At 69.7% G+C, this 16,929-nt stretch carries 13 protein-coding genes and 1 tRNA gene; 5 read left to right on the top strand and 9 right to left on the bottom strand.

What is annotated here, in order from left to right; all coding sequences use genetic code 11:
• The first annotated feature begins 467 nt into the window (after nucleotides 1–467).
• Nucleotides 468–2,531 (top strand): DEAD/DEAH box helicase, encoded by a 2,064-nt coding sequence (locus ACP4J3_RS42385; protein WP_426542124.1) that lies wholly within the window; start codon nucleotides 468–470, stop codon nucleotides 2,529–2,531.
• 237 nt (nucleotides 2,532–2,768) lie between these two features.
• Here ACP4J3_RS42385 and ACP4J3_RS42390 read toward each other — a convergent pair whose 3' ends face one another.
• The 6 genes from ACP4J3_RS42390 to ACP4J3_RS42415 are packed head-to-tail and all read right to left on the bottom strand — an operon-like array spanning nucleotide 2,769 to nucleotide 10,531.
• Nucleotides 2,769–3,848: a glycoside hydrolase family 88 protein gene (locus tag ACP4J3_RS42390; RefSeq protein ID WP_426542126.1), complete on the bottom strand. Its 1,080-nt coding sequence runs from the start codon at nucleotides 3,846–3,848 to the stop codon at nucleotides 2,769–2,771.
• Nucleotides 3,849–3,880: 32 nt separating this feature from the next.
• Complete coding sequence (locus tag ACP4J3_RS42395) at nucleotides 3,881–6,604, bottom strand: hypothetical protein (RefSeq protein WP_426542128.1); 2,724 nt, start codon at nucleotides 6,602–6,604, stop codon at nucleotides 3,881–3,883.
• Nucleotides 6,601–7,482 (bottom strand): carbohydrate ABC transporter permease, encoded by an 882-nt coding sequence (locus ACP4J3_RS42400; RefSeq protein WP_426542130.1) that lies wholly within the window; start codon nucleotides 7,480–7,482, stop codon nucleotides 6,601–6,603. Before ACP4J3_RS42400 ends, ACP4J3_RS42395 begins: the two co-directional genes overlap by 4 nt.
• Nucleotides 7,479–8,426 (bottom strand): carbohydrate ABC transporter permease, encoded by a 948-nt coding sequence (locus ACP4J3_RS42405; protein WP_426542132.1) that lies wholly within the window; start codon nucleotides 8,424–8,426, stop codon nucleotides 7,479–7,481. The genes ACP4J3_RS42400 and ACP4J3_RS42405 overlap by 4 nt, the downstream gene beginning before the upstream one ends.
• Nucleotides 8,423–9,703: an ABC transporter substrate-binding protein gene (locus ACP4J3_RS42410; protein WP_426542134.1), complete on the bottom strand. Its 1,281-nt coding sequence runs from the start codon at nucleotides 9,701–9,703 to the stop codon at nucleotides 8,423–8,425. The genes ACP4J3_RS42405 and ACP4J3_RS42410 overlap by 4 nt, the downstream gene beginning before the upstream one ends.
• A 6-nt stretch (nucleotides 9,704–9,709) precedes the next feature.
• On the bottom strand, nucleotides 9,710–10,531 hold the full coding sequence (locus ACP4J3_RS42415) for an IclR family transcriptional regulator (RefSeq protein WP_426542136.1): 822 nt from the start codon (nucleotides 10,529–10,531) through the stop codon (nucleotides 9,710–9,712).
• Nucleotides 10,532–11,640: 1,109 nt separating this feature from the next.
• On the opposite strand from ACP4J3_RS42415, the gene ACP4J3_RS42420 reads away from it, so the two are divergent.
• A tRNA-Lys gene (locus ACP4J3_RS42420) sits at nucleotides 11,641–11,714 on the top strand.
• Between the two features lie 78 nt (nucleotides 11,715–11,792).
• Here ACP4J3_RS42420 and ACP4J3_RS42425 read toward each other — a convergent pair.
• From ACP4J3_RS42425 to ACP4J3_RS42435, 3 genes are all read right to left on the bottom strand, one after another.
• Nucleotides 11,793–12,158 carry a PIN domain-containing protein gene (locus ACP4J3_RS42425; protein WP_426542188.1) on the bottom strand — a complete coding sequence of 122 codons (366 nt, stop codon included), beginning with the start codon at nucleotides 12,156–12,158 and terminating at the stop codon, nucleotides 11,793–11,795.
• Entirely contained in the window at nucleotides 12,142–12,366 is a 225-nt protein-coding gene (locus ACP4J3_RS42430) for a hypothetical protein (protein ID WP_426542138.1), read from the bottom strand. Before ACP4J3_RS42430 ends, ACP4J3_RS42425 begins: the two co-directional genes overlap by 17 nt.
• Nucleotides 12,367–12,822: 456 nt before the next feature.
• Complete coding sequence (locus tag ACP4J3_RS42435) at nucleotides 12,823–13,851, bottom strand: LacI family DNA-binding transcriptional regulator (protein ID WP_426542140.1); 1,029 nt, start codon at nucleotides 13,849–13,851, stop codon at nucleotides 12,823–12,825.
• 176 nt (nucleotides 13,852–14,027) lie between these two features.
• On the opposite strand from ACP4J3_RS42435, the gene ACP4J3_RS42440 reads away from it, so the two are divergent.
• The 3 genes from ACP4J3_RS42440 to ACP4J3_RS42450 all read left to right on the top strand — a co-directional run bounded on the left by ACP4J3_RS42440 (nucleotide 14,028) and on the right by ACP4J3_RS42450 (nucleotide 16,635).
• On the top strand, nucleotides 14,028–14,810 hold the full coding sequence (locus ACP4J3_RS42440) for a TIM barrel protein (RefSeq protein ID WP_426542142.1): 783 nt from the start codon (nucleotides 14,028–14,030) through the stop codon (nucleotides 14,808–14,810).
• Between the two features lie 78 nt (nucleotides 14,811–14,888).
• Nucleotides 14,889–15,908 carry a Gfo/Idh/MocA family oxidoreductase gene (locus tag ACP4J3_RS42445; RefSeq protein WP_426542144.1) on the top strand — a complete coding sequence of 340 codons (1,020 nt, stop codon included), beginning with the start codon at nucleotides 14,889–14,891 and terminating at the stop codon, nucleotides 15,906–15,908.
• Between the two features lie 178 nt (nucleotides 15,909–16,086).
• Complete coding sequence (locus tag ACP4J3_RS42450) at nucleotides 16,087–16,635, top strand: hypothetical protein (RefSeq protein ID WP_426542146.1); 549 nt, start codon at nucleotides 16,087–16,089, stop codon at nucleotides 16,633–16,635.
• Nucleotides 16,636–16,929 lie beyond the last annotated feature (294 nt).

Genomic DNA, 16,929 nt, shown 5'->3' on the forward strand with positions numbered 1-16,929 from the left:
GCGACGGGTCGCAGAAGCCGGGGCGGAGTGAGAAGCCCGGTCCCACGCGTACGGCGGAGCCCACGCCCACGCGGACGGTGCAGCCGGAGCCGACGCCCAGTCAGGAGCCGTCGACCGTCACGCCGACGCCTACGGAGGCCGAGCCGTCGTCGTCGGCGCATGAGGAGACGCCGCAGTTGGGGCAGCGGGAGCCGGCGCCGGCCGCGGGGGCGCCTGCGTGATGTGGGGCGGGTAGGGGGGCGGCGGCGAGTGACGTTGCCTACACCGGCCTCGGTCGGTTTGCCTTGGGGGGCTGGGGGTGCGTATGGTGGTAGATCGTTTGATCCCATTTGCCCGGCGCCACCGCAGAGCGCGCCGTGTGGCGCGTACTCTCCCTTGCCGTGGCGGACCGCATTGAGGCGGTCGTATTGCGAATCACGGAGTTGACGGGCGCGTGCCGACGAGACTCCGGAAGGTTTCGCTTACGCATGTCCATTTCCAGTACTGACCACGTCGTCGTGCCCGAGAACGAGGCCGCCGATCAGACCCCTGAGGTCACCTTCGCGGACCTCGGTCTGCCCGAGGGCGTCGTGCGCAAGCTCGCGCAGAACGGCGTGACGGTCCCCTTCCCGATCCAGGCCGCGACCATTCCGGACGCGCTGGCGGGCAAGGACATCCTGGGGCGCGGCCGCACCGGCTCCGGCAAGACGCTGTCGTTCGGTCTGCCGACGCTGGCCCGCCTGGCCGGCGGCCGTACCGAGAAGCACAAGCCGCGCGCCGTCATCCTCACCCCGACCCGTGAGCTGGCGATGCAGGTCGCGGACGCACTGCAGCCGTACGGCGACCAGCTCGGCCTGAAGATGAAGGTCGTCTGCGGCGGTACGTCGATGGGTAACCAGATCTACGCCCTGGAGCGGGGCGTGGACGTCCTGGTGGCCACCCCGGGCCGGCTCCGCGACATCATCAACCGCGGTGCCTGCTCCCTCGAGGACGTCGAGGTCGCCGTGCTCGACGAGGCCGACCAGATGTCCGACCTGGGCTTCCTGCCCGAGGTGACGGAGCTGCTCGACCAGGTTCCGGCGGGCGGTCAGCGGATGCTGTTCTCCGCGACGATGGAGAACGAGATCCGGACCCTGGTCGACCGGTACCTGAACGACCCGGTCAGCCACGAGGTCGACGCCGCCCAGGGCGCGGTGACGACCATGTCGCACCACATCCTGATCGTTAAGCCCAAGGACAAGGCGCCGGTCACCGCTGCCATCGCCTCCCGCAAGGGGCGGACCATCATCTTCGTGCGGACCCAGCTGGGCGCCGACCGGGTCGCCGAGCAGCTGCGCGACGCCGGTGCGAAGGCCGACGCGCTGCACGGCGGCATGACGCAGGGCGCGCGGACGCGGACGCTGGCCGACTTCAAGGACGGGTACGTCAATGTGCTCGTCGCGACCGATGTCGCCGCGCGCGGTATCCACGTCGACGGCATCGACCTCGTGCTGAACGTCGACCCGGCCGGTGACCACAAGGACTACCTGCACCGGGCCGGCCGTACGGCGCGTGCGGGCCGCACGGGCACGGTCGTGTCACTGTCGCTGCCGCACCAGCGCCGCCAGATCTTCCGGCTGATGGAGGACGCGGGCGTCGACGCCTCGCGCCACATCATCCAGGGCGGTGCCGCCTTCGACCCGGAGGTCGCCGAGATCACCGGCGCCCGTTCGATGACCGAGGTGCAGGCGGAGTCCGCGGGCAACGCCGCGCAGCAGGCCGAGCGTGAGGTGGCGCAGCTCACCAAGCAGCTCGAGCGGGCGCAGCGGCGTGCCGTGGAGCTGCGTGAGGAGGCCGACCGGCTCGTCGCCCGTGTGGCGCGCGAGCGGGGCGAGGACCCCGAGGCGGCGGTGGCCGAGGCGCAGGCGGTGGTGGCCGAGGCCGCGGAGGCCGTCGAGGTGGCGGTGCCTGAGCAGCCGGTGGCGCAGGACGTGGACCGGGGCGACCGTGAGCGGGGCGAGCGGGGCGACCGGGGTGGGTTCGGCCGGGACCGTGGGCGTTCCTTCGAGCGCCGGGACGACCGGGGTGGGTTCAACCGGGATCGTGACCGGGACCGGGATCGTGACCGGGACCGGGACCGTGGCTTCGAGCGCCGGGACCGCGATGGTGACCGGGGTGGCTTCCGTCGGGACGACCGTGGTGGACGTTCCTTCGACCGTGACCGTGGCGGCCGTTCGTTCGAGCGTCGGGACAACGACCGGGGTGGCTTCCGTCGGGACGACCGTGGTGGACGTTCCTTCGACCGTGACCGCGGTGGCCGTTCGTTCGAGCGTCGGGACAACGACCGTGGCGGTTTCCGTCGGGACGACCGCGCCGGGCGTTCCTTCGACCGGCGTGACGAGCGTGGCGGGCACCGTGGCAGCGACCGTCCCTTCAACCGCGACCGCCGTGACGACCGTCCCGGTTTCCGCTCCGGTGGCCACGAGCGGCCGTACGGCCGTCGTGACGACCACCGTGGCGGCGGCTCCTTCGGGCGCCGTGAGGACAAGCCGCGTTGGAAGCGCAACGGCTGATGTCGGCCGGGCGCTGGTGAGCGCCGGCTGAAGAGTGAACATGAAGAGCGCCGTGGCCCGGTCTGGGCCGCGGCGCTCTGCTGTTGACGCCCGCATCTCTGCCGAACCCGCCGCTCTCATGCTGGTGTTCATCGGACGACAGGGAGATCGACCAGCAACGGTCCGGCAGAACGAGGCCTTGTGGCGAGTTCTTTCCGTGGGGTGCCCGATCGCCATGGGAAACCTCTGTGATGCGGATTACGCCGATTGCCCGGGCCGCGCCCGGTCGTTGAGCGCGGCTGCGTAGGCGTGCAGAGCCAGGCCCTGTCCCCAGGGCTGGATCATGTCGTTGCGGATGACCGAATAGCCGAAGGGAATGAGCTGCAGGACGGTGCCGGCGCTGGTGCGGGTGAGGGTGCCGTCGGGCGCCACGTACGCGTGCAGGCCGGCGAGGGCGCGCCAGGCCGCGGCCCGCAGCCGGCCGGGCTCGATGCCGAGTGCGGCGGCGCGGAACATGGCGGCGGCGATGCCGGCCGTGGCCGAGGTCTCGAGGATGCCCCTGTTCTCCGGCTGGCCGTCGACCAGGACGTCCCAGACGCCGTGCGCGGGCTGGTGGGCGGCGAGTGCGAGGAGCTGGCGGCGCAGGATGCCGCGGACCCGCTCGCTCGTCCCGCCGTGACGCCGGTCGGCCTCGAGGTACTCCACGGAGGCCAGGGCCGCCCAGGCGTTGGCCCGGCCCCAGTGGCACCAGATGGTGCTGCCCTGGTGCGAGCCGTGTGCGTACAGCCCGGTCTGCGGGTGCTGCAGGATCCCGGCGTGGGCGAGGATCTGCTCGCCCGCCTCGGCGATCAGCTCGGAGCGGCCGGTGTGCACGCCGCAGTGGATCAGGAACGTGCCGGCCATGAACACCGTGTCCGCCCAGACCCCGCCGGGCCAGTGCTCGATCGCGCCGCCCGGGTCGCGAGTGAGGACGCCGTCACGGCGCAGCCACCGCAGCAGCCGCTCGCAGCCGTCCTTGTAGCGCCGCTCGCCCGTCATCGCGTACAGATCGGCGCAGGCCGCGCCCGGCGCCAGATCGTTGACGTGGCCGAGCTCGATGCCGCCCCGCAGATGGCCGTCGATGAACTCGGCCGCGAAGGGATGGGGCGGGCGGCCGGTGGCCTCGGCGAGGCGCAGCATGCCCTGGAGCACCACGCCCTCGCCCCAGAACCACTGGCGCAGCCCCATTCCCGCCGCCCGCTCGGCGATCCGCTCGGCGGTCGCCGCAAGCAGTCCGGGCGTCAGGTCGCTCTGGTCGGCAGGCATCAACGGCGGCCCGGCCAGGGCCGCCTGGCTCACGTCGAGACCGCGTCCGCCGTTTGTTCCGCCGTTTATAGAGGGCGCCCCTTCCGGAGGTCGATGACATGCGGGCCGATCGCCAGCGAGGTCGCTCCGGACTCCAGCTGCGCGTACGGGTTGGCGAGCTGCGGCGGGGTCGCGACGCTGCCGTCGGCGGCGAGATCGGCGGGCCGCCCGTCGACGGTGAACGGCCCGGCCCAGTCCAGGGACAGCTCGGTGCCTTCGGCCGTACGGAACGCGACGCGGTCCGGTCCGAAGTCGGGGGCGTCGAGCGTACGGACGAAGTCGCCGAACTCCCCGTGCACGGTGCGTCGCCCCACTGTGCACACCCAGGCGGTACCGGCTCCGGCCGGCCGCAGCTCCTGCCACGCGTCCGGGCCCGCGGTCACCGGCTCGGCACCGCCTTCGGTCGCCAGGGCCACATAGCCGTCCCCCTTGCGCCCGGCGATCCACACGCCGTGCCGCAGCCACTCGTCGAACTCGGCCAGCGGGAACCAGGCGTGCGTGTACGCCATGACGTCGTCGGCGGGTATCCGGTACAGCGCCAGGACCGTGCTCTCGTGCTGCCGGGCGCGCGGCAGGATCCGGTTGCCCGCCCAGGAGTTGGGCCGCGCCGACGGGGAGACGGAGGCGTTGGGCGCGTGGGTGACGAAGACCTGCGTCTCGGGGCCCAGGGTGGCGCCCCAGATGTGCTCCTGAAGGCCCGGCAGGCCCGGGCGGTAGTCGTTCACGCAGGAGAGCATCGCGTCGGGGGTCTTGTAGACGGTGAGGTCGGATCCGTACGGACGGGACAGGAGGTCATGGGCGAGGCGGTAGTCGCCGCGGTAGTTCTGCCGGCCCCACCAGCGCTCCGGCAGGTCGTGCGCGGCCTCCCGGATGACCTCCGGCATCCGGTAGCGGCCCGCGGTGGCGACCACCGCGGCCGGCAGCACCGCGTCGTTGAGGGCGCCGGTGCCGAAGCACACCCACATGATCGGGGCGGTCTCCTCGAGCCGGGACGAGCGGAGCGTCGACACGTAACTGCGGCCGTGAGCGCAGCCGTGGATGCCGCGCCAGGAGTTGGCCGCCAGGCTGAACAGCACCCGGTCGGCGACGCCGGCCGCCAGCTCTGCCACCTCGCGGTCCTCGGCGCCCTCGGCGTCCTTGGCGAACTCCACCAGCGATACGAGCGCGAGCAGGTCGATGGCGAGGTAGGCGTTGGAGTCGAACTCGCTGAACCCGCCGGCCAGCTTGCGGCGCATCCACTCGATCGCCAGGCCGCGGGCGTGCGCGGCGTGCGAGGCGCCGGTCCAGCCGGTGTTGGCGAAGGTGTCGCCGGCCAGCTCGGCGCCCCACAGCAGCTCGGCGGTGTGCCAGACGAACTGGTGGTTCTCGGTGAAGTAGCACATGGCGTCGAGGCCGGGCTGGTCGATCCAGAACTTGAAGCCGAGGAGCGCGGTGCGCACCCGGTCGCGCAGGCCGGGTTCCCAGCGGTCGGCGGGTATCCGCCGCCACAGATGGAACAGGCCGACGGCTTCGAAGTCGGCGCAGTCGGCGCGGTTGTCGATCATCCACAGGGCGCGGGTCAGACCGGACTCGCCGACCGTGTGGTGCGGGTCGGTGAGGGCGCGTACGAGCTCGCCCCCGGTGCCGTCGGCCCTCGCGGCGTGCCGCAGGAACTCGGCGCGCCGGTCGGACAGTTCGCCTTCGGGGGCCGCCCGGTACGCGCCGGGCAGTACGGCGACCGGGAACTCCCGGAACACCGGGGCCCGGTCGTCGTCCACCGAGACCCGCAAGCCGGAAGCGCCGGTGGACAGCATCGAGGCGCTGCCCACGTCGTTCCCGGCTCCCGCCTCCTGCGTCTCGTCCGTCTCAGCCGTCTCGTCCCGCTCCTCCGACTCGTCAAGCCGCAGCGTCGCCCGGCCGCCGACGAGCCGGATCCGCCGGGTGCGGCCCGCCCACTGGACCCGCAGCGCGGCGCCGTCGGGTCCGATGAGCGGGATCTCGCCGTCGGTCGTGCCCCAGCGGGTGGTGCCCACCGCGTCGAGTACGCGCTCGGCGACGGCGGAGGTGTATTCGCAGGCGCCCTCGCTGGGCACCACCACCCGGACGGGCAGTCCGTCGACGCGCAGCCGTACGATCTGCCGGACCTCGCGGAACGCCACCTGCCAGGAGGCGACCACGACGGTTGTGGTGCCGGACGGCAGCCAGAGACGGATCTCGTGCTCGGCGGGTTCCATGTAGGTGACCGTGCCGGACTCGCCGCGCAGTTCACCGCCCACGAACAGCAGGAACGGGCCGGTAGTGGCCAGCCGCAGGGTTCGCCACTCCGCCTGGTCGACCTCCAGCACGCAGGCCGCGAGGGCGACCCGGTACTCCGGGGTGAAGCAGAACTCGCTCCAGTCGACCAGACCGTCGGCCGCGGTGTGCACCCGCTGCCACCGCCCGGAGTGCGGAGTGCCGCCGGGGCCGGTGTACCGGATGTCGCCACCCTCGGCGACGGGGCCCGGGACCGGATCGCGGCGCAGCGGCCGGTGCCGGTAGAGCTCCTCCTTGAGCGGGGTGACATCGGGCCCGTTGGTCAGCCGCCACCGGCCCCGCTCACCCCAGGGATCGCCTTCCGCGGTGAGATGCTTGCCCAGATCGTCGGCGGGCTCGCTCCAGGCCGGGCTGATCAGCCAGTCCCGTACGGTCCCACGCTCGTCCAGGGCATGCACTGTGCGGCCCTTGCCGCTCTCCGCACCGCTCTCCATACCGCTCTGCACTGTGCTCCTCACTTCAGTCCGGTGTTGGCGACGCCGCGGACGATATGGCGCTGCAGCACCAGGAAGATCACCACGACCGGGATCATGCTGACCACGGACATGGCCAGGATGTAGTTGAACGGGGCCACCAGCTGGCTGTTGAACTGCGCCAGCGCCACCGGCAGCGTGTACTTCGACTGGTCCTGGCTGATGATCAGCGGCCACAGGAAGTCGTTCCACCGCCACATCACCGAGAAGATCGTCACCACGGCGATGGCGGCGCCGCACAGCGGCACCACGATCCGGGCGAAGATCCGGAACTCACCCGCCCCGTCGATCCGGGCCGCGTTGATCAGGTCGTCGGGAATGGTCAGCATGTACTGCCGCAGCAGGAACACCCCGGTCGGCGTCGCGGCGGGCGGGATGATCAGCCCCCACAAGGAGTTCACCAGGCCGAGCTGGGCCGCCATCTGGTAGACCGGAATGAAGATCAGCTGCAGCGGGATCATGATGGTCCCGAGCACGATCAGGAACAGCGCGTTGCGGCCGCGGAAGTTGTACTTGGCCAGGCCGTAGGCGCACATCGTGTTGATGACCACGGTGAGGAGCGTCGCCCCGACCGTCACGATGGCGCTGTTCTTCAGATAGGTGCCGAAGTCGAACGACCCCAGCGCCTCGCTGTAGTTCTCCGTGCGCAGCGCCCCGGGCAGGGGCGAGGGCGGGATCTGTGCCAGCTCGGTCTGCGACTTGAACGAGCTGAGCACCGCCCACACCACGGGCGCGAGGACCACGATGGACAGGCCGATCAGCACCGCGTAGGTGAGGATCCGCCCCACGGTCGGAGTGGCGCCCCCGCTGATCGAGGTCCACTGCCGCGGCCCCTTGGAGTCGCGAACGGCCGTCAGGCTCATGCCGACTCCTTCCGCTGGTTGTACAGGTAGTTGAGCAGGGTCAGCGCGAAGACCGAGCAGAAGAGCACCACGGCGGCCGCCGAGGCCAGGCCGTACTGGATCGGGGACTGGAAGGCGTTCTCGTAGATGTACTGGATCATCAGGGTGGTGCCGCCGACGGGGCCGCCGCCGGTGAGCGTCCAGATGTAGTCGAACGCCTGGAACCCGGCGATCATGCTGAGGATGACCACGACCATGGTGGTCGGCCGCAGCAGCGGCAGGGTGATGTGCCGCAGCTGCTGCCAGGCCGAGGCGCCGTCCATCCGCGCGGCCTCGTAGTAGTTGGGATCGATGCCCTGCAGCCCGGCCAGGATGATCAGGATGTAGAAGCCGACATGCATCCACAGCCCGACGAAGATCACCACGCCCATGGCCAGGGTGTCGTCCACCAGCCAGCCCGGTTTGCCCAGGCCGGCCCCGTCGAGCAGCGTGTTGAGCAGCCCGTTGTTCCGCTCGAAGATCCAGCCCCAGATCAGCCCGACCACCACGGGGGAGAGCACCACGGGCAGGAAGAACACCGTGCGGAAGAAGGCCCGGCCCTTGATCTTCTGGTTGAGCAGCAGCGCCAGACCGATCGAGACGACCGTGGTGAGCGCCACGAAGCAGACGGCGAACACCACGGTGTGCCGCGCCGCCGCCCAGAACTCGTCCGAGCCGAACAGCTCCTGGTAGTTCTCGCCGCCCGCATACGTGAAGTCGCGGCCGTTGCGGCTGTCGTACAGGCTGATGTTGAAGTTGTTGATCGCCGGATAGATGACGAACACGCCGAAGATCAGCATGTTGGGCAGGATGAACAGATACGGCGCGATCCGCTGGTTCCACGGCTTGACCGAGCGGCGACGACCGGGCCGCTGGGGGGCCCGGCCGGCCGTCCGCCGGGTCGGCGCGCCGGTCACAGCGGTCACGCGACGTCCCCGAGCGCCTTTTCCGCCGCCGCCTTGATGGCCGCGACGGCCTGCTCCGGCGTGGCCTTGCCCGCCAGCACCTTGGCCAGTTCCTCGACGGTGGCGGTGGCGGTGGCCGAGAACGCGGGGCTGTAGGTGGTGCCGTAGGCCGCCTCCGGCGTGCGCTTCACGTCGGCGAGAAACACCTGCATGTCGGCGTCACGCTGCGGATACGTCAGTCCGGAGGAGATCAGGTCCTGCCGGGTGGGCAGGAAGTTGGCCTCCTCGGCCATTTGCTGCTGGGACTCCTCGGAGTTCATGAAGGCGATGAAGTCGGCGGCCTGCTTCTGCCGCTTGCTCTCCTTGAACGACGCCATGAACTTGCCGCCCGGGAAGCCGCCGCACTCCTCCTGGCACGGATTGGGCGCCGCGGCCCAGGTGAACTTCGCCTCCTTGGCGAATGCGCTCACCTGCCAGTTTCCGCTGATGTACACCGGAGTCTGCTGGGCGAGGAAGATCTCGTTGGCGCCCTTGTACTTGGTGCCCGCCTGCAGCCACAGGTCCTTCGGCATGACGCCGGAGTCGTTCAGCTCGGCGAACCGCTTCACGGCGGCGGTGGCCTTCGCCTCGTCGAAGGCGAGCTTCTTGCCGCTCGCGTCGAAGAAGGTGGTGCCGTACTGGCTGAGCATGGTGGAGAACCGGTGCCCCGAGACGTCCATTGCGATCGCGTTCTGGGTCTTGTTGGCGGCCTGCACCTTCTTGGCGGCCGTGACCATCTCGTCCCAGGTCCAGGGGTCCTTCGGATCGGGCAGCGGCACCTTGGCCTTCTTGAACTGGTCCACGTTGATCAGCGGTCCGTTCATGGTCAGATCGCTGGGCACGGCGAGCAGCTCGCCGCCTTCGCCCGTGACATAGCCATCGGCGCCCTTGAGGAACTTCCCGTCCAGGGCGGCCTTCTGAAACTGGTTGAGATCCAGCAGATCGGTGCGGAACGGCTCGATGTTGGTCAGCCGGGCCACGTCCGGCGCGTTGCCGCCGGAGAGCCGGGCCTGCAGGCGCTGCTCCAGATTGTCGAAGGGAACGATCTGCAGGTCGACCGTGACGCCGGTCTTCTTCTTGTACTCGGCCAGCAGGTCGCGGGTCGCCTGTTCGTCAGGGCCGTCGGTGAAGTACAGATACGTCAGCTTCTTGTCGTCGGTCTGCTGGGCCCCCTCGTCGTCCGACCCACTGCCGGGCGCGCAGGACGCGACCAGCGCTATCGCCGCGGCGGCCACAAGGAACTCACGGACAGCTCTCATTACGTACTACCTTTCGAATTTCACATCACTGACGGGCCCCAGGAAGCCGAGCCTGCGGGAGATCGCAAGCGCCACCTCGGAGATACGCCGGGCTGCCGCGTCCTTCTTGCCGAGCATCCGCTCGCGCGGCCCCGCGAGGCTGATGGCGCAGAGCGGCATCCCGCGCTCGTCCCGGATCGGCGCGCCGAAGCACAGCACGTCGGGCTCGTTCTCGCTGTCGTCGATCGAGTAGCCGCGCGCGCGGGTCTCGTCCAGTTCCGCGCGCAGCCGGGCCGGGTCGGTGATGGTGGTGGGGGTGAACGACCGCAGCTCGAGACGGTCGACGAGGGCGTCCGACTCGTCGACCGGCAGGGCCGCCAGATAGGCCTTGCCCAGGGACGTGCTGTGCAGCGGGCGGTGTAAGCCGAGCAGCCGGCGGACCGCGATCGAGTGCTCCGTGACGTCCTCGTGTGCGATGTAGACCATCTGGTCGCCGTCGCGCACCGCCATCAGCGCGGCCTCGGACAGTTCCCGGGACAGATCCCGCAGATGCGCCTGTGCCGCGAGGAACGGGTCGTAGCCGCTCAGCGCGGCCATCCCGAGCGTGACCGTGCGCTGCCCCAGCACGATGTCGTCCGCGTTGCCGTTCCAGTCCACATAGCCTCGCTGCCGGAGCGTGCCGAGGATGCGGTACGTGGCGCTGCGCGAGAGGTCCAGCCGGTCGGCGACCTGAACAGCACTCAACCGCCGCTCAGTGGCGAGCAGTTCCAGGATCGCGAGCCCGCGTTCGAGTGTCCCGGCGCGGCGATCAAGCACATCGGTTCCCAGCTGGTGGTACTTCTCGCTCATTTCCATCCCCTGTCATACCGATGAACGGGACATGCAACCGGTGAGCGGTGAGTAGTAAGCGCTTGCGGACGCTAATAGCGCAGGTGGGTGAGAGTCAATGACTTGAGCAGAATCGGCTCCCGGTCTCTCCTGCGCTGGGGCCGTGCGGCCGAGGTCGGTGCCGACCAGGTCTGAGGGTTATTGACCGCGCGGCCCCGGGCAGGGCAGCTTGCCCGGACGGAGTCGAGGTGAGGGGAAGTCGCGGACGGGTGTGCTGCTGCCCCGCGAAGGCCGACCGTGGGGCCGGGACGCCGAGGCGGACAGGAGGGCATGGCCGGTGCGTCGACGAAGACGGAGTGCACGGACGCCGATCGCCTGACCCTCGTCGACGAGGGTCACCAACGACCTGGGCCACGTCACCACCACGTCCTACGACCGGCTGCGTGGCCAGTCCACCGGCCAGACCGACCCCAACGGCAAGCGCACCGACCTGGCCTTCGACGCGCTCGGCCGGCTCACCTCGGTGTGGCTGCCGGACCGGCGCAGCACCCGGACACCGAGCATCAGGTACGGAGAGGTTCACCCGCACAGGTGTTTGACACAGGCCCACTGGTCACACGCCAGTGACCCGACCAGCGTGCGTGAGCGATGCCTGAGCGGACGGAATCACACAGGTCATCACGGAGAAGACCAGATGCCCTCCTGCATGGTCCTGACCAGGTGCTACCGGACCCCGTACCCCAGGCACCGCCCGGAACCACCCACCACACCCCCACCAGGACTTTTGATCCATTGGGTGGATCGGGTGGCCGTACCGTCGAGCTGTCGCCGAGTTGCACAGAAACCCTCTCTGACCTGCCGCTTAGCAGGAACTTCCAGTCGCTGTCCGATCACTGCTCCAAGCGCCCGAACGCCAAGGGAGCGCATTCGGACAGGGACCGTGCAGAAGGGGCGCGCGGCCAGATCGACCGAGTGCCATCACCTCCGGCAGCCGCTCGAGTCGTCCGTCCACGTCTCCGTTGTGGAGCCCCGACAACAGCCGATCCGGGCGGGGAGCGGGACTCCGCTCGCGGCATCGTGGATATCGCTGTGAGAGGGGCCCGACCGTACAGCTATGCTGGGGGCCGCGCGGGCCGCTAGCTCAATTGGTCAGAGCAGCAGACTTTTAATCTGTTGGTTGTGGGTTCGAGTCCCACGCGGCCTACCTCGTAAGCCCCCTGTACCCGGTGAGGACCGGATCCAGGGGGCTTTGGTGTCTGGCGGGAGAGACGGCTGCCTGGACTCAGGCGACTGGCTCTCCGGCTGTCCGGTGGCGTGCGTCGGTCATGCCCAGTGGGAAGTCGCGGTACTGGCCGACCAACTCGGCAATACGCGGCCAGTCCTCCAGGGCGACCGGCTCCACGGAGAAGGAGCCGGCCTGGATGTCCTCGATGAGGGCCAGTTCGGTGGCGGCCGCGGCCTTGGCGCCGAGGGCTCGCTTGACGCGGGTGTTGATGAAGTAGGAGACCTCGGCCAGCACCAGCTGGGGAATGATCAGCTCGCCGTCGAAGGTCTCCAGCAGGGCCGTACACGTCGCGTGGTCGGGGTCGTCCGCTGACAGGCGAAGACCGGCCCGGCGTCGACCAGGAGCTTCACTCGCTCTCCGTATCGCCGTGCAGGTGGGCGGTCAGGTCGCGGGCGCGGAGCCCAGCGGTGTCTGCCCCCTGCAGTGCGCCCTTGCCGCGGAGGGTGCGCACGGGTCGAGGAGGAAAGAGCCTCTCCAGATCCCTGGACACCAGTTCGTCCACGGTGACGCCCTGCTTCGAGGCGCGCTGCCGCAGACGGGCCTCAAGCTCTTCCGGCACATGGATCGACATACCAGCACGATAACCCGGTCGTGGGCAGGAGCGTCGCCCCTTCCCGATGGACCGGCTGTCCAGGAGACGGTCTCGGTCGGCTGGGCTGTGGCGTGGTCCTGTCAGGCATCCGGATGTGAGTCCGGTGTGAGTCCGCGCGCGTCCGGATCGTTGGTCACCTGGCTGGATTCACTGGAAGGCGCCCCATCTTTCATTTCCCTATCGTCGGTGGCGCTTTCGAATCAAACGTTTCAAGCCGCAATTGCCTTTTGGGTGAAGGTGGCTATCCCTGTCTTGTGGCGCCTATGGGCTTTTAATCCATTGGTTGTGGTTCGAGTCCCACAGGGCCTACCGGATCATCAGCCCCTCACCTGCGGTGGAAGCCGTGGAGGAGGGGCTGATTCGCGTGGGAAAAGCGGTGCCGGGGGACTACGGCTTCATCGAGGGTCGGCGGCAGATGCCCGCCACGTTCATGTTTCACTGGCCGGCTGTGGCGGTGGTTCCCCGGATGACGAGGTGGGGTGCGACGACGTCCTCTCCGGCCGGGGTGCTGTTCGGCTCCAGGCGTTCGGTGACGTGGGTGACGGCGAGTTCGGCCATGCGGGAGATGTCCTGGGCGATGGTGGTGAGGTCGACGTGCGGCAGGCCGGCCAGGCGGCTGTCGTCGAAGCCGACCACGGAGATCTCGTCGGGGACCGACACCCCGGCGCGGAAGAAGGTGTTGAGGACGCCGGTGGCGCAGGCGTCGTTGAAGGCCAGGACGGCGCTGGGCCGGGGCGTGGTGGTCAGGAGGGTGTCGGCCGCTGTGGCTCCGTCCTCCGCGGTGAGTCCTCCGGGCAGGATGCGGATGCTGTCGGTCAGGCCGTGGCGGTTCATGGCGGTGCGGTAGCCGCGGCGCCGGTCGGCGGCGCCCGGTGCCTTGCCGCCGTCGACGTGGGCGATGTCGCGGTGGCCGAGGGCCACCAAGTGGTCGACGGCCTGGCGGGCGCCTTCGTCGTCTGCCGTGCGGATGACCTGGACACCCGGGATCGCCGGGCGCAGTCGTCGGGCCACGGAGACGAGCGGCAGCATCGCGGCGAGCTCGGCGAGACGGGCGGCGGGGGCCTGAGGGCCGAGCAGGATCAGCGCTTCGCAGCGGTCGCCGAGCAGTGATTCGACGGCCTGGCGCTCGCTGCGGCTTGCCGCGACGGCGCTGAGGGCGATCTGGTAACCGGCGGATTCGGCGACGGCGTAGAGGTGTTCCACCAGATCGGTGTGGAACGGCTCCCGGATCTCGAACTGCACGCCGATCAGGTGGGTGCGGTTGCTGCGGAGCAGCCTGGCCCGGGAGTCGGGGCGGTAGCCGATCTCGTGGGCGGCCTTGAGGACACGCTCGCGTGTGGCCGGGCTCGCGCCCTTGGCGCCGCGCATCACGATGGAGACCAGCGCCGTGGACACGCCCGCGCGTGCGGCGACGTCGGCGAGAGTCGGCCGGCGGCCGTCGGGAACCGCGGGGGTCGGTGGCACGGAGGCCCTCCCTGGTCGTGTCGGCTGTCCGCTGACGATCGTAGACGAGGGTGAATTATCAGGTCAGGGCTACTGCAACGTTCTAGAGCAGATGTCTTGACATAAGCCGCTGAGGACTGACCTACTGGCGGCATACTGAGCTAGAACGTTCTAGTCTTTGAGAGGGGCGAACGACGATGTTCACACTGGCGGTCTGCGCCGAGATGGTCTTCCGGGACCTGCCCATCGACGAGCGGGCCCGGCGCCTTCATGACGAGGGCTTCCAGGTCGAGATCTGGGACTGGACCCGGCACGACATCGACGCACTGGCCCGCACCCCGGCCGAGTTCTCCTCCATGACCGGCTACGTCCGGGGAAACCTCACGGACCCGGACGGCGTCGCCGAACTGCTGCGCACCGCCGGGGTGTCGATCGACGCGGCCGACCGGCTCGGCTGCCCCCGCCTCAACCTGCACGGCACCGGCCTGGACGCCGACGGGCTGCCGGTGGTGCCGGTGAAGGGCGAGCCCACGCGGGAGATGTGGAGTGCCGCCCGCGACACGCTCGGCCGCATAGCGGAGCTGGGCGAGCGCGCCGACGTCGTCTTCACCCTGGAGAACCTCAACACGGCCGTCGACCACCCCGGGGTGCCGTTCGCGAAGGCCGCCGACACCCTGGCCCTGGTCGCCGCCGTGGGCCGGCCGGGGCTGCGGATGAACCTGGACCTCTACCACGCGCAGATCGGCGAGGGGAACCTGATCGAGCTGGTCCGCCGGGCCCACGGCCAGGGGCTGATCGGCGAGATCCAGGTCGCCGACGTGCCGGGCCGACGCGAGCCGGGCACCGGCGAGATCAACTACCCGGCCGTCGCACGCGCTCTCGCCGACCTGGGCTACGACGGCACGGTCGCCATGGAGGCGTGGGCCTCCGAGGACAGCGACAGTGCGCTGCGGCGCTTCCGCGACGCGTTCGCCGTCTGACCGTCCCCGGGCCTCACCCCTGACCTCCCCCCCGGCCTCACCCCGCAATCGTCCCGACCATCGGTACGGAGAACCCGCATGACCACCTCGCACCCCCTCGCCATCGGCCTGATCGGCACCGGCCGAATGGGCTCCTTCCACGCCGAGACCCTCGCCCGCCGACTGCCCGGCGTCCGCCTCGGTGCCCTCGCCGACCCCGCCCCGGGCGCCCCCCAGCGCCTCGGCGACCGGCTCGGCTGCCCCACCACCCACACCGACGCCGCCGACCTGCTCGCGGACCCGCAGCTCGACGCGGTCGTGATCGCCACCCCGGCCCGCACCCACGCCGACCTCGTCGAGGCCGCGGCGCAGGCGGGCAAGGCGGTCTACTGCGAGAAGCCCATGGCGATCGACCTCGCCGACGCCGACCGGGCCATCACCGCCGCCGAGAAGGCCGGCGTCCCGCTCCAGGTGGGCTTCAACCGCCGCTACGACACGGCCTTCCGTGCCGCCCACGACAAGATCGCCGCCGGCTGCATCGGCACCCCGCAACTGCTGCGCTCGCTCACCCGCGATCCGGGGCTGGCCGACCCCTCCCGCATCCCGCCGTGGACGATCTTCCTGGAGACCCTCATCCACGACTTCGACGCCCTGCGCCACCTCAACCCCGGCGCCGAACCCGTCGAGGTCTTCGCCATGGCCGACGCCCTGGTCCGCCCCGACTTCAAGGACCAGGGGCTGCTCGACACCGCGGTGGTCACCATCCGCTTCGACAATGGCGCCCTGGCCACCGCCGAGGCCAACTTCCAGGCCGTGTACGGATATGACGTCCGCGGCGAGGTCTTCGGCTCGGGCGGCATGCTCACCATGGGAGACATCCGCCGCACCCACCTCACCGCCTACGGCCCCGACGGCATCACCGCCGAGGCCACCACCTACGACCAGGACCTCTTCCAGGACGCCTACATCGCCGAACTGGCCGACTTCGCCGACACCGTCCGCACCGGCCGGACCCCGTACGCCACCGGCCAGGACGCCCGCGCCGCCCTCACCATCGCCCTCGCGGCCATCCGGTCGGTCACCACCGGCGCACCCGTTCGCATCGACGAAGTGCGGTGAGCGCGTCGCTGCGGCAGCGGGGAGCCGAAATGCCCGGTCTGTTGAATTACGCGAGATTGCATGAGATTCGCCGGATTCTATGGAGACGGCCTGAATAAGGAATCGCCGCCGATGCCTCCTCGGCAAGCAAAGTTCACCATTGCGTACGGATGTCCTCGCTGGTAGCCTCCCTTTTGCAATGATCAAGCAATCGCCTGACCAGCGATTGTCGAATGCAGGGGGAATGAACTTCGTGAGCATGCGAAGCAAGGGAATTTCTGCCGCGATTGCCATCGCCATGACCGGCACAATGTGCGGTATTGGCGCGAGTGCCGCTCATGCGGCCGCGCCGGAGAAAGCCGAAAAGGCCGCGACAGCAGGGCAGGCCCGCGTCGGAGCCAATGAGATCTGCACCGTTCTGGGGATTGGCAGTGGCGCTGCAGGGCTCACCAAGGCGCTGGCCAAGGGAGCGTCCTGGGTGGGAATCGGCGCCAGCGTCGGGTGCTACCTGTACTCGAAGGCGCAGGAGGCCACACCTGCGGAGAAGCGGGCGGCCATGATCAGGTCGTACAAGAAGTACCAGGCGATGAGCGATATCAAGAAGCTCGACGCGCTCGGTTATTACTGCCGGAAGAAGGACAGCGGCGGCGGTGGCGGCACTGATGTCGCTCCCCTTGACGCGAGGGCGGGCTGGACGGATATCAAAATGAAGGGCGTGACGTACAAGTGCACAGCAACCGGGGACTGACCGGTCGCCGCGGCCTGGGCTATGGAGAGCGGCTCGCGTTCTCCATAGCGCTCGTCGTAGTGAGCCTTCTGTGGGTCACGCAAGACCTGGTTCTCTGGGCCACCGCACTGTGTGTGGTCGGTGCGGCCGGGGGAGCGCTGGGTGTCTGCTACTTCGGGTGGCGTTTTATTCGCTCGCGCAGAGATTCGCAGTGAGATTTCCGCTTTGAAATCTTCGTGAGGCGGGGGCGAGCGTTGCCGAGGGAGGGCCGGTGGGGCGGTACGGCTGGTCTCTCCCCTGGCCCTCCCTCCCCTG

Source organism: Streptomyces sp. UG1 (assembly GCF_049974585.1).
Lineage (GTDB): Bacteria > Actinomycetota > Actinomycetes > Streptomycetales > Streptomycetaceae > Streptomyces.

What these genes read in the sequence shown, in the direction of transcription:
- ACP4J3_RS42385 (WP_426542124.1), top strand. Translation starts at nt 468, where the DNA reads ATGTCCATTTCCAGTACTGACCACGTCGTCGTGCCCGAGAACGAGGCC.
- ACP4J3_RS42400 (WP_426542130.1), bottom strand. Translation starts at nt 7,482, where the DNA reads ATGAGCCTGACGGCCGTTCGCGACTCCAAGGGGCCGCGGCAGTGGACC.
- ACP4J3_RS42410 (WP_426542134.1), bottom strand. Translation starts at nt 9,703, where the DNA reads ATGAGAGCTGTCCGTGAGTTCCTTGTGGCCGCCGCGGCGATAGCGCTG.
- ACP4J3_RS42415 (WP_426542136.1), bottom strand. Translation starts at nt 10,531, where the DNA reads ATGAGCGAGAAGTACCACCAGCTGGGAACCGATGTGCTTGATCGCCGC.
- ACP4J3_RS42430 (WP_426542138.1), bottom strand. Translation starts at nt 12,366, where the DNA reads ATGTCGATCCATGTGCCGGAAGAGCTTGAGGCCCGTCTGCGGCAGCGC.
- ACP4J3_RS42440 (WP_426542142.1), top strand. Translation starts at nt 14,028, where the DNA reads ATGTTCACACTGGCGGTCTGCGCCGAGATGGTCTTCCGGGACCTGCCC.
- ACP4J3_RS42445 (WP_426542144.1), top strand. Translation starts at nt 14,889, where the DNA reads ATGACCACCTCGCACCCCCTCGCCATCGGCCTGATCGGCACCGGCCGA.
- ACP4J3_RS42450 (WP_426542146.1), top strand. Translation starts at nt 16,087, where the DNA reads ATGATCAAGCAATCGCCTGACCAGCGATTGTCGAATGCAGGGGGAATG.